Below are 14,363 nucleotides of genomic sequence, written 5' to 3'. Positions count from 1 at the left end.
TCATTTTAGTAAACAATAAAGGTGAATATAGTTGTTTTCAGGAAGATAGGTGAACAAATATGTCCTTTATTGATGAAGAAAGTTATCGTATGAAACGTGCAGGAAAAAAGAAGCACAAAGGTATAGTTCTTTCGAGTATAGCGGGAACAATTGTAGGAGCTTCTTTATTTGCGTTTGGAGCGCCTTTATTTTCGAATTCTGCTGATACGCTTCCGCAAGCTGAAGCAAGCGGAAGTAATATGGCTGAAGCTCAAGGGATTAAACAGATTAGCTTTGTAGATGCTGTTGATCGTGCATCTGAAGCTGTTGTGGGTGTTATTAACATTCAACGAGATAATTTTTCAGAGGCAGATTCAGAGGCCGGTACAGGATCAGGAGTAATTTATAAAAAGACAGATGGTCAAGCTTATATTGTAACGAATAATCATGTTGTAGCTGGAGCGAATCGTATTGAAGTAAGTCTAAGTGATGGTAAGAAGGTTCCTGGAAAAGTATTAGGAACCGATGTAGTCACAGATTTAGCTGTATTAGAAATAGATGCAAAGCATGTGAAAAAAATAATTGAAATTGGCGATTCTAATACTGTTCGCAGAGGAGAACCAGTTATTGCGATTGGAAACCCACTTGGACTGCAATTTTCTGGAACAGTTACACAAGGTATTATTTCAGCTAATGAACGTATTGTCCCTGTAGATTTAGATCAAGATGGACATTATGATTGGCAAGTAGAAGTGTTACAAACAGATGCAGCGATTAATCCGGGGAATAGTGGTGGTGCGCTTGTAAATGCAGCAGGACAATTAATTGGTATTAATTCAATGAAAATTGCTGCAAAAGAAGTAGAAGGAATCGGCCTTGCTATTCCGGTGACTAGAGCTGTTCCGATTATGAATGAACTTGAGAAGTATGGAAAAGTAAGAAGACCGTATGTTGGGATTGAACTTAGGTCATTAAATGAAATCCCAAACTATTATTGGTCAAAAACATTACATTTACCAGGTACTGTAACAGAGGGCGTTTGTATTTTGGATGTGAAAAGTCCTTCGCCAGGTGCGGATGCTGGTTTAAGAGAACATGATGTTATTGTGGCAGTAGATGGAAAACCGATTCGCGATATTATTGGATTCCGTACGGCCTTATATGATAAGGAAATTAATGATAAAATGACTCTTACGTTTTATCGTGGTACAAAAAGAGTAACAACAACAGTGAAATTAGGCATTCAAAAGTATTAAAAACAGGAGGGCCTACCTCCTGTTTTCTATTGTAGAAAAGTGAGGTGTAGAAAATGAATTTACCTTGTTGTTTAGAACATGTTGAATTAGCGTTAGATATTATTGTGGATGAGTGTGAAGTTGCACCAGTTATCAACAATGTGGATAACTCGGGAAAAGAGAAAAAAACATGTGAATTTTGTCAAAATGAGGCGACATATGTTGTATCGAACACAGATTCCCACACAATATGTGGGTAGTATTTGTGGATATGTGGATAAGTTTTGTGGATAACATGTTTGTAAGGTGGAGGATACGTGTGAATATCTCGATTATTTCAATTGGGAAATTAAAAGAAAAATATTTGAAACAAGGTATAGCAGAATACTTAAAACGATTATCTGCATACGCAAAAGTAGAAGTAATTGAATTACCTGATGAAAAGGCGCCAGAAAATTTAAGTGAAGCAGAAATGTTAATTGTAAAGGAAAAAGAAGGTATACGTATACTCGATAAAATTTCTGATGACACGCATGTGATTGCATTAGCTATAGAAGGAAAGCAAAAGTCATCAGAAGAATTTGCGGTAAGTCTAGATCGCCTTGCTACATACGGAAAGAGTAAAGTCGCATTTGTAATTGGTGGATCACTTGGACTAAGCTCAGAAGTGATGAAGCGTTCAAATGAATCACTTTCTTTTTCAAAGATGACATTACCACACCAATTAATGCGATTAGTGTTGCTTGAGCAAGTGTATAGAGCGTTTCGGATTAATCGTGGAGAACCGTATCATAAGTAATGTATTCTATGTAAAACACTGATATTATCATATTTATTTTATTATGCCTATAATTGGAGGCTATGTGAATGGTAAGTGATCAGACGAGATATTCTAGACTCGCAAATATAACAAAAATAATAAATACGAAATTAGAACTACGTGACGTATTGCAGCGTGTGACAATGGCGATATCAGAGGAAATTGTTAGGTGCGATGCTGTTGGAATTTATTTACCCCAGGAAGATGGAACATTTAGAGGGTTTGCAGGAAAACCAGAGACTATAAATGGCGTAACGCTCGATACTCAAGTAATTGATCCTGAAATAGACTTACTGGCAAAAGAGGTTATTGAAACGAAAAAAACCATCTATATTCCTGATACCTCAAAGGATCATCGACCAGATCCGAGACCGGTTAATGCATTCAAAATTAAGTCCTTATTAGCTCTGCCTATCTCATTTGGGCAAGAGTTATTTGGTCTAGTTTTTTTATTTGATTATGGAATTCCGATGAACTTAACAGATTCAGAAATTCAAAGTGTTGAAGCTTATGTAAATATGGCTGCGGTTGCAATTCAAAACACAAATAATTTAAAACAAAAGGAAAACCTTATTGCTGAGAAGCAGCTGTTACTAAATGTTACACGTGATTTATCAATGTGTTCCTCGATACAGGAGAGTTTTGATAAATGCTTTTTTTACCTAGAACAGATTTTAGAGAGTAAAAATATGACTGCCCATCTTCTAGATCCGCTAGATAAAACAACAATTAAAACAACGAAATTAAGTAAGGGTTGTTATTGGACAGAAGCGGATTGGACAGAGAAAAGCTATGAAGCCAAGATTCAAGAAGTTATTCAAACAAAAAATATAGATAGTAAGGGTCTATTGATGATTCCATTGGTTTCAATTGGAGAAGTATTAGGGGTAATCGTCGTTGGCAAAGAAGGAAAAGCTCACAATTATGATCATTCTCAACTTCAACTAGCAAAATCTATCGTTGATGCCACAGCCCCTACGTTTTCGAATTTGTCATATATGGATCAACTAGAAAGCATAGTGGAAGAGCGAACGAGAGAGCTAGCTGCTGCTAATGAAAAAGTTACAAGTGTGATTGAATGTATTACGGATGGATTTTTTATTTTAAATAATAAATGGGAATTTACGTACGTAAATAAGCACCAATATTTTCCGAAAAGAAAAACAGCAAAAGATGTATTAGGAAAGAATATATGGGATGTTTTCCCGAGTGAAATCGACACAGTTATGTATAAGGAATTTCATCGTGCGATGTCAGAGCGAACTACAGTTCATTTCGAATTTCTTTCTACTGCAGATGAATATTGGCACGAAGTTATTGCATACCCGTATGATGATGGTATTTGTTGTATTTTTAAAAACATAACGGAAAAAAAGAAATATGAACAGGAATTGAAAAGATTATCCAACATAGATTTAATAGGGCAAATGGCAGCAGGTATCAGCCATGAAATTAGAAATCCAATGACAACAGTACTAGGATTTTTACAGTTATTAAAAGAAGAGAATACCTATGAGAAACATAATAAGTACTTTCATTTAATGATTGAAGAACTTAACCGTGCCAATTCTATTATTACTGAATTTCTCTCAATGGGTAATACAAGGAAATCGGATTTGCAGATGTTAGATTTAAATTCAATTATCCACGATATTATTCCTTTAATAAAGATTGATACGTACAATCAAAATAAATATATTCAAGTCGATACAAATGACATTCCAGAATTACTTTTAAATCGTAATGAAATACGGCAATTATTAATGAATCTATATCGTAATGGCTTAGAAGCGATGAATACAGGGAAAGTTCTAACCATTAGCACTTACAAGGAAGGTCAAAATTGTGTGGTGCTTGCAGTGCGGGATCAAGGAAAAGGTATCAGGCCTGAAGTATTAGAGAAACTGGGTACGCCGTTTTACACGACCAAAGATAATGGAACTGGATTGGGGTTAGGTGTATGTTATGCCATTGCTGCCCGCCATAATGCAAAAATAGAAATTCAAACAGGATCGGAAGGCACTACCTTTTTTGTTAAATTTAATTATGAAAATAATAAAAAATAACCTTATTTAGAATAGTTACGATGAACCGTATCATAAATAAATTTATTCTTTGCATATAAAAGGATAAAAAGACCATTGGACAAAAATTACCGATGGTCTTTTAAATATTATTAGATGGTATGTAGATTTCCTAAAATAAGTATGTTTCTATTTCCATAAAAATATGCTGTAATATGAAGAGGAAAAAGTATAAGTAGTTAGAGAAGTGAGGAATTAAAGGTGAAGAAGTTTAAGAAGTTTTACTTGGAGATTACGAGTGTATGTAATCTTGCGTGTAGCTTTTGTCCGCCGACGGAAAGGCAGAAGCAATTCATTTCTGTGGAGGATTTTGCTAAAAGATTAGACCAAATTAAACCTCACACAGACTACATTTATTTGCACGTGAAGGGTGAGCCGTTGCTCCACCCGAAAATAGATCAACTATTAGACTTAAGTCATGAAAAAGGGTTTAAAGTTAATATTACAACGAACGGAACGTTAATTAATAAGAGAAGACATAGGCTGTTAAATAAGCCTGCGTTAAGACAAATGAATTTTTCACTGCATAGTTTTGATGGACATCCAGGTTCGCAAGATAAAGAGGGCTATGTAAGGAGTATACTTTCATTCATTAGGGAAGCGACAAGTCAATCAGATTTAATTGTATCGTTAAGGTTATGGAATTTAACTCAGGATAATAAAACGAATGCTGAAATCCAGAAAAATAGAGAGTTATTATCTATAATTGAAAATGAATTTGATCTATCTTATCAAATTGAAGAGAAGCTTACACCAGGAAAAGGTATAAAAATTGCAGAACGTGTCTTTATTAATCAAGACTATGAATTCCAGTGGCCAGCATTACATGAAGAAGAGGATGATGGGAAAGGATTCTGTCATGGACTTCGTAATCAAGCGGGTATTTTAGCGAATGGAACAGTTATTCCTTGTTGTTTAGATGGTGAAGGGATTATTAACCTTGGGAATATTAATAATGATTCATTTTCTAACATTATCGAAGGTGAAAGAGCAACAAACATTGTCGATGGATTTTCGAAAAGAGTTGCGGTTGAAGAACTTTGCAGGAAATGTGGATATCGCAAACGGTTTGGGAAGTAAATATGAAATAAGCCCTCATAAAGCGAGGGTTTATTTTTTATACTTGATAAGAATGCTCTAATTTATCAATTAATGAACCAACGTAAGAAACAGCTTTACGGATTGCATCTGGTTTTGACATATCTACTCAGGCATGTTTCATTGTACCACCAGCGATCAATAAGCAGGTTGTCCTTCCTCTTTAATCATTTGAGCTACTGCAGTGGATGCAGTGTGTGCTGCCTTTTTTGTAGTATTTCTAGTAACGATTTACGGAAAGGTTCAAGTTTTGTTTCTTCAGTTAAATATTTTTCAATTGTTCCTTCGCCGAATGAGAGGATTTCATTATGAATAAAGGATAGTGCAGTATGTACTTTCGTCCATAAAGCAGCAATTTTGGAAGAGTTCGCTTGAATACTTGGATTTGTACGATCAGTAGATTCTTTTAAATTTGCATATGAGTACAGTTTTGTTAACGTCATTAAAAGTTCTTCTTCTAAAAGTAGGCAATTTAATAAAGTATGGGAGCTAGTATGTAAATGTCCTTTAAATGAATCAAGTTTCTGTATATCATTTTCCAATGCGTTTAATGCAGTATGCTATTCGGCATCAGAATTATACAAATCGGATAAATCCCATGTTAGTTCAGCAGGTACCTCTGCGCAATTAAGACGATTTTCTATTACATTTTTCAAGTCGTATATACTCCTTCTTAAGACTATCTAAAAATATAATGATAAAAAATTCAGTTAAATTAAAATTTTTTTCATTTTTATATACAAAAAAGAAGGACAAGCATGAAAATACTTGTCCTTCAAGTTAATTTAAGAATTAATATACTTTGTCACCATTGAAAATCGAGTTTTTCACGACAACATAATCTACAGTACGAATAGCATCTAATTTTGTTCCACCAGCGTAAGAGATAGAAGATTGAAGATCTTGTTCCATTTCGATTAACGTATCTTCTAAAGAACCTTTATGCTCAACGAACATTTTCTTACCTTCAACGTTTTTCTTCTCACCCTTTTGGAATTCAGAAGCAGAACCGAAGTATTCTTTATAAAGTTTGCCATCTCTTTCAATTGTTTCCCCTGGAGACTCTTCGTGACCAGCGAATAGAGAACCGATCATGACCATAGTTGCCCCAAATCGAATAGATTTAGCTACGTCGCCGTGTGTACGAATACCACCATCAGCGATAATTGGCTTACTTGCAGCTTTTGCACACCAGCGAAGTGCAGCTAGCTGCCAACCACCAGTTCCGAAGCCTGTTTTAATTTTAGTAATACAAACTTTACCAGGTCCAATACCAACTTTTGTTGCATCGGCACCAGCATTTTCTAATTCTCTTACCGCTTCTGGAGTTCCAACGTTTCCAGCGATAACGAAGCTCTCTGGTAAATGTTTTTTAATATGTTGAATCATGTTGATCACAGCATTAGAATGACCGTGTGCGATATCAATCGTGATATATTCAGGTGTCAGTTGCTCAGCAGCTAATTGTTGTACGAATTCATATTCGTCCTCTTTTACACCAACGCTGATAGAAGCGATTAATCCACGTGATTGCATATCTCTAATGAATGAGATTCGTTTCTCTGGTTGGAAACGATGCATGATATAAAAGTAGTTATTCTCAGCTAAATAAGTTGCAATTCTTTCATCAATAATCGTTTGCATATTTGCAGGTACGACAGGTAATTTAAATTTATGTTTTCCTAAAGTGACAGTTGTATCACATTCAGAGCGGCTATTTACAATACATTTTGCAGGAATTAATTGAATATCTTCATAGTCGAATACGTTTTCCATCATTTACACCCCTAAAATACGAATATTTTATTTTTATTAATTAAAAATGTTCGTCCATAGGATAATTTACATTATTTTTATTAAGAAGTCAAAGAATTTCTTAACATTTTTTGAAAAAGTAGATTTTATACCTGAAAAACAACGTTAAAAACGAATTTAAAACGTTTTTTTATTTTTATTGTTCGTTTATGAAAAAGGTTGAAAAATTAAGATAATTACACAAGGTTGTATGTATTCTTTTTATTTTTTTGGAGTGGATGTAGGATACTATGAAAAGGTTAATGCTAACAATGCAAGCAAAAGATGTTATCAAGTAGTTGAACAATATATGAAATGAAAAGGTTTGTTTCTATATAAAAAGATGAATCTGGCATGATTCACCTTTTTATGTGAGGTTTCAAGTATAATAAGTAGGGTGATAGTAACGTATACAAAAGATAAAAAAGAAAATAATACAGAATAAAATGAGGTTAATATATGAGTAAAAAAAGTTTTTCTGATTATAAATTAAGTAAGGAAATTGTAAGGGCACTTACTGGGTTAGGGTATGATCATCCAACAGAAGTACAAGGTGAGGTTATTCCAGTTGCATTACAAAAGAAGGATCTTGTTGTGAAGTCCCAGACTGGAAGTGGAAAAACAGCTTCATTTGGTATTCCACTTTGTGAAATGGTGGAGTGGGAAGAGAATAAACCACAAGCATTAGTTTTAACACCAACGAGAGAGCTTGCGGTACAGGTAAAAGAAGATATTACAAATATAGGTCGATTCAAAAGGATTAAGGCTGCGGCAGTTTATGGGAAATCTCCATTTGCACGTCAAAAATTAGAATTAAAGCAAAAGACACATATTGTAGTTGGTACTCCTGGTCGTGTGTTGGATCATATTGAGAAGGGTACCCTTTCTTTAGAGTGTTTGAAGTATTTAGTTATTGATGAAGCAGATGAGATGCTAAATATGGGCTTTATCGATCAAGTAGAGGCAATTATTGATGAATTACCTACAAAAAGAATGACGATGTTATTTTCAGCAACACTTCCAGAAGATGTTGAGAAATTGTCTCGTACATATATGAATTCACCAATTCATATTGAAATTAAAGCAGCTGGGATTACGACGGATAAAATTGAACATACTCTTTTTGAGGTGATAGAAGACGAGAAGCTTTCACTACTTAAAGATGTAACAACGATTGAGAATCCTGATAGCTGTATTATTTTCTGTCGTACACAAGAAAATGTAGATCATGTATATAGACAATTAAAACGAGCTAACTATCCTTGTGACAAAATACATGGTGGTATGGTACAAGAAGATCGTTTTGAAGTCATGGATGATTTTAGAAAAGGAAAATTCCGTTATTTAGTAGCCACAGATGTAGCTGCGAGAGGAATTGATATTGATAATATTACACATGTTATTAATTATGATATTCCACTTGAAAAAGAAAGCTATGTACATCGTACTGGAAGAACGGGACGAGCTGGAAATAGTGGAAAAGCTATTACATTTATAACACCATATGAAAATAGATTTTTAGAAGAGATTGAGGAGTATATTGGATTTGAAATTCCAAAGGCAATTGGACCTTCAAAAGAAGAAGTTATGAAAGAGAAAGCTGCATTTGAAGAAAAGATACATGCTAAACCAATTATAAAGAAAGATAAAAATGCAGATATCAACAAAGGCATTATGAAGCTGTACTTTAATGGCGGGAAGAAAAAGAAAATTAGGGCGGTAGATTTCGTCGGTACAATTGCTAAAATTAAAGGTGTTACAGCAGAAGATATAGGTATTATTACGATACAAGATAATGTTTCTTACGTTGAAATATTAAATGGAAAAGGACCACTTGTCTTGAAAGTCATGAAGACTACAACGATTAAAGGGAAACAACTAAAAGTTCATGAAGCAATTAAGTAAATAAAAAACTATCCACTTTAATAGGTGGATAGTTTTTTATTTATGATTCTTTTAAATCATCCACTAGTTGCTCAGCTAAACGTCTATACATATTACTCATAGTCACGAAGGATGTTAGTAGTAGAAATTTTTCTAGCTTTGTATCTTCTAAGGAAGAAATCTCATTTACTTCTGTAACACGGTTATTTACGTCTTGTTTAAAGCTTTCGACATTGCTTTCAGTAAGAGCAAGATAATTTTTGTATAACGTATTTAATTCGAATGAATCATCATTTAATAAGGAGTCATTTATAGTTTCTAATGAACTTTTTATGTCATTAATGGAGAGAGCTCCCTTTAATTGATAAATTAGGCTAATTAAAATCATATGCTCTTTTGAATACTTTTTATTTTTGATAGGGATGAATAGTTTCCCCTTTGCGTAATTATTAATCATCGTTTTTGTTAATACTTTTTCATCATCAGTTCTCGTTGTATCTGCATAAGTATTCTCAAATAGTTGGACAACTTGGTCTACATATAAGTCAACATTTGGAATATCCTCAAGTTTAATGTTTTTTTCTAAATGTAATGTCTTAAGTAATTCATTTATATTTTCCACGTAGAATCCCTCACTTTTATAACTTAGTGGAACTTAATGTTTAATATATCTTTAAATATGGTATTACGAAACAAATGAATTGTAAATGTTGACCTTAAAAAGAAATGTGTATATAATTACATGTAGTTATCAAAACTACATGTAATTATATGAGGGGTGTTATTATGAATGCTTATGTAAGGGAACCAGTTAATGCATTTACTCACTTAGGTGGAGCGATATTATCATTTATTGCGTTATTAGCTATGCTTGTGAAAGTTTCTATCAAGATGCCATCATTTGCTGCAATTACAGCTGTTATTTTGTTTGGTATTGGAATGATGGTCCTTTATACGGCGTCAGCTGTATATCATAGTGTTGTGGCCAATGAACGTGTTATATACTTCTTTAGGAAGCTAGATCATTCTATGATTTTTATATTAATTGCAGGTACATATGCACCCTTTTGCTTAATTACATTAAATTCAGCAAGTGGTTTGCTATTATTTTGTTTAGTCTATGCAACTGCGATTTGTGGCATTGTATTTAAAATGTTTTGGTTTAATTGTCCAAGGTGGTTATCGACAGCAATTTATATTACGATGGGTTGGTTAATTGTTTTATTCTTTGCACCGTTAGCTGAGAATTTAAGTACAGGAGGCATTATTTTCTTAGTACTTGGGGGCATTTTTTATACAATTGGTGGATTTATTTATGGAACAAAGCCAAAATGGTTAGAGTTTAAATATATGGGGCATCATGAAATTTTTCATGTTTTTGTATTATTAGGTAGTCTTGCGCATTTTCTAAGTGTATATTGTTACGTAATTTAATAAAAAACGTCACATAATTTTTATTATGTGGCATTTTTTTATTACCTGATTAGAATCGTATATGTTATAAAATTATTATGGGATAAAATGTAAGTTTCTGTGTTCGCATGTTAAACATAGGATAAGAAATATGTGATATACTTTGAGAAGTTTATAATGAATGAAATATGGAGGACTATAATTATGGCAATACTTGTAACAGGTGGAGCAGGATATATTGGTAGTCATACATGTGTAGAATTACTAAATAGCGGTTACGAAGTTATAGTAGTGGATAACCTTTCGAATAGCTCGGTAGAATCTATAAATCGAGTAAAAGAAATAACAGGAAAACAATTTAAGTTTTATAAAGAAGATGTTTTAAATCGCGAAGCGCTTGACGCAATTTTTGAAGAAAATTCAATTGAAGCAGTTATTCACTTTGCAGGATTTAAAGCTGTAGGGGAGTCAGTAGCGATTCCATTAACATATTATCATAACAACATTACAAGCACGTTAGTGCTATGTGAAGTAATGCAGAAACATAATGTAAAGAAGATAATCTTTAGTTCATCTGCAACTGTATATGGTATCCCGGAAACGTCACCGATTACGGAGGAGTTTCCATTAAGTGCAACAAATCCATATGGTCAAACGAAATTAATGATTGAGCAAATTATGCGTGATGTAGCATTTGCAGATGCAGAATGGAGTATCGCATTACTTCGCTATTTCAATCCATTTGGTGCACACGAAAGTGGGCGTATCGGAGAAGATCCAAATGGAATCCCAAATAACTTAATGCCATATGTAACGCAAGTAGCGGTAGGTAAGTTAAAAGAATTAAGCGTATTCGGAAATGACTATCCAACGAAAGATGGAACAGGAGTCCGTGATTACATCCATGTTGTGGACTTAGCAAATGGTCACGTAAAGGCGCTTGAGAAAGTACTGAGTACAACAGGAGTAGATGCTTATAACCTGGGCACAGGCATGGGCTATAGTGTACTAGAGATGGTTGAAGCGTTTGAAAAAGTTTCGGGCAAGAAAGTTCCTTATAAAATTACAGAGCGTCGCCCAGGTGATGTGGCAGTATGTTTTGCTGATGCATCGAAAGCAAAGCGTGAATTAGGCTGGGAGGCAACACGCGGATTAGAAGAAATGTGTGCTGACTCTTGGAAATGGCAATCAAATAATAAAAATGGCTATTTAGAAGTTTAATGATGAATATAAAAAATGACCTTTGCATAAAAGCAAGAGGTCATTTTTTATATTCATTTTCTACTAAGTTTATTAGCGAACCTAGAAAAGAACGTTCGCTGTTTTAAATGATATGATTTTACAATATCTTATGCTAGAAGGTAGTAGAATGAGATAGAGTAATGTATTATTTTATTAATTTTTTATGGGAATTGAAAGCGTATTATTGAAATGTATTCCAACACTTGTATCATTGCTAGAGTACGTTTATAATCAAGGAATCCTAGTTCATGTTTTGATAGGATTATTTATTATTGAAAGCGTTTTAAGTTCACTCCTTTTTTTGAGGTAGGAGGTCTGACTTATTTAGGTGAAAAATTATGTATGTAGTTTTAAATGGGAAGAAAAATAATATAAGTATCATTTTATAGTGTGGGGAGGTTAAAAGTGTGAAAGGTAAAGATTTTCACACGAATATATATGGGTTATGTAGGATTATTACTTTCAGGAGCAGCTTTATTTTTAAATAGTCTTGTTATATTAGGGAAAGCAGAGATGAAAAGTGCGGGTGTTTTTAATTTATTTGTGGGTGCACTACAAATTATTATTCCGTTTTATTTGATTATGATTTCTGACCAAAGCAATTGGACAGTGTATTCATATGCGGCTACTTTCTTATTTGGATTAACTTATTTATATGTAGGTGTTACTTTTATAAAAGGAATGGATAGTAGTGGTCTAGGATGGTTTTGTATTTGGGTAGCAATTATAGCCTTATTCTATATGGTTGTTTCATTTGTTCAATTCCATGATGTTGTTAATGCGTTAACGTGGTTTATGTGGGCATTACTTTGGTATTTATTCTTTGTATTAAATACACAAAAGAAGAACATTAATCAATATCTTGGAAGGATTGCCTTCGTACAATCATGGGTAACATTGACTTTACCTTCACTCTTTTATTTTATGGGAGTGTGGGGAGAGGGATTCGTATATGAATTATGGGTTTATGTATCTGTAATTTCTATTTTATACTTCTGTTATTGTATTTATAAATATCGAGTACGTTAATATATTATCTGTATAAAGGCATGGAATCGTTAAACGAATTCCATGCTTTTTATATGTTAGCACTTATAATAGAGAGGTAGTATTTTACAATTTGCTAAAGTGGGGATGATGAAGTTGAAAAAAGTATTGGTGCTAGGGGGAACAAGATTTTTTGGTAAATATTTAGTAGAAGCACTTTTGCAAGAGGGGCACGATGTAACGATTGCGACGAGAGGAATTACGGAAGATTCTTTTGGCAGTAGAGTAAAAAGACTTATTGTAGATAGGGAAGATGAAAAACAACTAGCAGAGCGTCTAGGAGATAAAAGTTATGATATTGTATACGATAATTTATGCTATAGCTCGAATGCAGCGAAGGTAATATGTGAAGTGTTACGAGGGAAAACGAAGAAATATGTTATGACATCTTCAATGGCCGTCTATGAACCTGCCCTAAGCTTATCAGAAGAAGACTTTAATCCATACGAGTATGCAATCGCGTATGGAGATAGGAATGACTTCAATTATGGTGAAGGAAAGAGATTAGCTGAAGCCGTTGTATTTCAACATGCAACATTCCCAGTCGTTGCAGTGCGTTTTCCAGTTGTTATTGGAGAAAATGATTATACGAAAAGGTTACAATTTTACGTTGAATGTATTGTGAACCAAAAACCTATCGTTGTGGATCATGTAGATGGAACTTTGTCATTTATACATGAAAAAGAGGCAGGAGAGTTTCTAGCTTGGTGCGGAATGGCAAATGTGAGAGGACCAATTAACGCCTGTAGTAACGGAGTAGTTTCTATGGAAGAAATTATTCATTTCATAGAAGAGAAGACAGGAATAAAAGCACTCATTCAGAAAGCTGGGGGAAATATAGCTCCTTATAATGAGGTAACTAACTGTACGTTACATAATGGAAAGGCTCGTGAATTCGGATTTTTGTTCCGAGAGCTGAAACTAGAAATAAAAAATATTTTAAAACATTATATAAATACAATGAAGTAATCATAAATCCCCCGGTGGCAATCCGGGGGATTCTGGAGGATTTCGACAATACTGATTTTACATTACCAAATTTACCTTATACGTACGACTAATGTTTTTGTGATTGAATTGCTTGTAAATACTTCTCGTTTACTTGGTCCCAGTTTACTGTATGCCACCAGTTGGTAACAAACTCTGGGCGCCTATTTTGATACTTTAAATAATAAGCATGTTCCCATACATCAATTACGAGTAAGGGGATTTTCCCTTCTTGCAAAGGCGTATCTTGATTTGGTGTACTCATAACAGAGAGTTCCTCACCGTCAAGAACAAGCCATCCATAGCCACTTCCAAAACGACTAATAGCTGCTTTGGAAAGTTGATCTTTTAAGTTGTCAAAGGTATTGAAATAATAATCAATTACTTTTGCAACGTCTCCATTAGGCTCACCGCCACCTCGTGGGCTCATCACTTCCCAAAAAAGACTATGACAATAGTGACCACCACCGTTATTTCGTACAGCTGTAACAATTTCCTTCGGTAAAGCATCTAAATTACATAGCAATTCTTCTAAAGATTTATTATGTAATTCAGTATAATTTTCTAAAGTAGCATTTAAATTGTTTACGTATGTCGCATGGTGCTTTCCATGATGAATGGCAAGTGTATTGCTATCAATATGTGGCTCTAGTTCATCATAGTCATATGAAAGCTTTGGCAATTGAAATGAAGACATAACATTCCCTCCTTTCGACTTAAAAAGTTGGTCTAGGTAAAAATACTTTACCTGAGTCAAAAATACACCCATTTTCCATATAA

13 protein-coding genes and 1 pseudogene are annotated in these 14,363 nt (G+C 33.9%); 10 read left to right on the top strand and 4 right to left on the bottom strand.

Annotated elements, in window-relative coordinates:
- Positions 1–59: 59 nt before the first annotated feature.
- From N2V80_RS27090 to N2V80_RS27070, 5 genes are all read left to right on the top strand, one after another.
- Entirely contained in the window at positions 60–1,235 is a 1,176-nt protein-coding gene (locus N2V80_RS27090) for a S1C family serine protease (protein WP_000008042.1), read from the top strand.
- Positions 1,236–1,288: 53 nt separating this feature from the next.
- Complete coding sequence (locus tag N2V80_RS27085) at positions 1,289–1,474, top strand: CxxH/CxxC protein (RefSeq protein WP_001052831.1); 186 nt, start codon at positions 1,289–1,291, stop codon at positions 1,472–1,474.
- Between the two features lie 59 nt (positions 1,475–1,533).
- Entirely contained in the window at positions 1,534–2,013 is a 480-nt protein-coding gene (gene rlmH, locus N2V80_RS27080) for a 23S rRNA (pseudouridine(1915)-N(3))-methyltransferase RlmH (protein ID WP_001027003.1), read from the top strand.
- Between the two features lie 68 nt (positions 2,014–2,081).
- Entirely contained in the window at positions 2,082–4,100 is a 2,019-nt protein-coding gene (locus tag N2V80_RS27075; protein WP_061655700.1) for a GAF domain-containing sensor histidine kinase, read from the top strand.
- Positions 4,101–4,319: 219 nt separating this feature from the next.
- A complete protein-coding gene (locus tag N2V80_RS27070) occupies positions 4,320–5,198 on the top strand; it encodes a radical SAM/SPASM domain-containing protein (protein WP_000713633.1) in 879 nt (292 codons plus the stop codon).
- A 203-nt stretch (positions 5,199–5,401) separates the two neighbouring features.
- Here the strand turns inward: N2V80_RS27070 and N2V80_RS27065 are convergent.
- Positions 5,402–5,872, bottom strand: a pseudogene (locus N2V80_RS27065) (oligoendopeptidase F); the annotation flags it as partial.
- A gap of 136 nt (positions 5,873–6,008) precedes the next feature.
- Positions 6,009–6,992 carry a GMP reductase gene (guaC, locus tag N2V80_RS27060; protein ID WP_000432447.1) on the bottom strand — a complete coding sequence of 328 codons (984 nt, stop codon included), beginning with the start codon at positions 6,990–6,992 and terminating at the stop codon, positions 6,009–6,011.
- A 477-nt stretch (positions 6,993–7,469) separates the two neighbouring features.
- On the opposite strand from guaC, the gene N2V80_RS27055 reads away from it, so the two are divergent.
- The gene (locus N2V80_RS27055) at positions 7,470–8,915 is read left to right on the top strand and encodes a DEAD/DEAH box helicase (RefSeq protein ID WP_000039343.1); all 1,446 of its coding nucleotides are present in this window, start codon (positions 7,470–7,472) and stop codon (positions 8,913–8,915) included.
- A 40-nt stretch (positions 8,916–8,955) separates the two neighbouring features.
- Here N2V80_RS27055 and N2V80_RS27050 read toward each other — a convergent pair whose 3' ends face one another.
- The gene (locus tag N2V80_RS27050; RefSeq protein WP_000427884.1) at positions 8,956–9,516 is read right to left on the bottom strand and encodes a DUF1836 domain-containing protein; all 561 of its coding nucleotides are present in this window, start codon (positions 9,514–9,516) and stop codon (positions 8,956–8,958) included.
- A 164-nt stretch (positions 9,517–9,680) separates the two neighbouring features.
- Here N2V80_RS27050 and trhA point away from each other — a divergent pair, with 164 nt between their 5' ends.
- From trhA to N2V80_RS27030, 4 genes are all read left to right on the top strand, one after another.
- Positions 9,681–10,328: a PAQR family membrane homeostasis protein TrhA gene (gene trhA, locus N2V80_RS27045; protein WP_000995363.1), complete on the top strand. Its 648-nt coding sequence runs from the start codon at positions 9,681–9,683 to the stop codon at positions 10,326–10,328.
- A 183-nt stretch (positions 10,329–10,511) separates the two neighbouring features.
- On the top strand, positions 10,512–11,528 hold the full coding sequence (gene galE / locus N2V80_RS27040) for a UDP-glucose 4-epimerase GalE (protein WP_000996548.1): 1,017 nt from the start codon (positions 10,512–10,514) through the stop codon (positions 11,526–11,528).
- Positions 11,529–11,987: 459 nt separating this feature from the next.
- On the top strand, positions 11,988–12,578 hold the full coding sequence (locus N2V80_RS27035; protein WP_000542569.1) for an AmiS/UreI family transporter: 591 nt from the start codon (positions 11,988–11,990) through the stop codon (positions 12,576–12,578).
- Between the two features lie 105 nt (positions 12,579–12,683).
- A complete protein-coding gene (locus N2V80_RS27030; RefSeq protein ID WP_080450970.1) occupies positions 12,684–13,565 on the top strand; it encodes an NAD-dependent epimerase/dehydratase family protein in 882 nt (293 codons plus the stop codon).
- An 88-nt stretch (positions 13,566–13,653) separates the two neighbouring features.
- On the opposite strand, the gene sodA is transcribed toward N2V80_RS27030, so the two are convergent.
- Entirely contained in the window at positions 13,654–14,280 is a 627-nt protein-coding gene (sodA, locus tag N2V80_RS27025; protein ID WP_000094035.1) for a superoxide dismutase [Mn], read from the bottom strand.
- Between the last annotated feature and the right edge of the window lie 83 nt (positions 14,281–14,363).

Origin of the sequence: Bacillus sp. FSL W8-0640 (genome assembly GCF_038007725.1) — a bacterium.
Classification (GTDB): domain Bacteria; phylum Bacillota; class Bacilli; order Bacillales; family Bacillaceae_G; genus Bacillus_A; species Bacillus_A cereus.
This window is presented reverse-complemented; position numbering and strand designations above follow the sequence as displayed.

Coding starts and splice junctions, on each gene's coding strand:
- N2V80_RS27090 (WP_000008042.1), top strand. CDS start 60: ATGTCCTTTATTGATGAAGAAAGTTATCGTATGAAACGTGCAGGAAAA.
- N2V80_RS27085 (WP_001052831.1), top strand. CDS start 1,289: ATGAATTTACCTTGTTGTTTAGAACATGTTGAATTAGCGTTAGATATT.
- N2V80_RS27075 (WP_061655700.1), top strand. CDS start 2,082: ATGGTAAGTGATCAGACGAGATATTCTAGACTCGCAAATATAACAAAA.
- guaC (WP_000432447.1), bottom strand. CDS start 6,992: ATGGAAAACGTATTCGACTATGAAGATATTCAATTAATTCCTGCAAAA.
- N2V80_RS27055 (WP_000039343.1), top strand. CDS start 7,470: ATGAGTAAAAAAAGTTTTTCTGATTATAAATTAAGTAAGGAAATTGTA.
- trhA (WP_000995363.1), top strand. CDS start 9,681: ATGAATGCTTATGTAAGGGAACCAGTTAATGCATTTACTCACTTAGGT.
- galE (WP_000996548.1), top strand. CDS start 10,512: ATGGCAATACTTGTAACAGGTGGAGCAGGATATATTGGTAGTCATACA.
- N2V80_RS27035 (WP_000542569.1), top strand. CDS start 11,988: ATGGGTTATGTAGGATTATTACTTTCAGGAGCAGCTTTATTTTTAAAT.
- N2V80_RS27030 (WP_080450970.1), top strand. CDS start 12,684: ATGATGAAGTTGAAAAAAGTATTGGTGCTAGGGGGAACAAGATTTTTT.
- sodA (WP_000094035.1), bottom strand. CDS start 14,280: ATGTCTTCATTTCAATTGCCAAAGCTTTCATATGACTATGATGAACTA.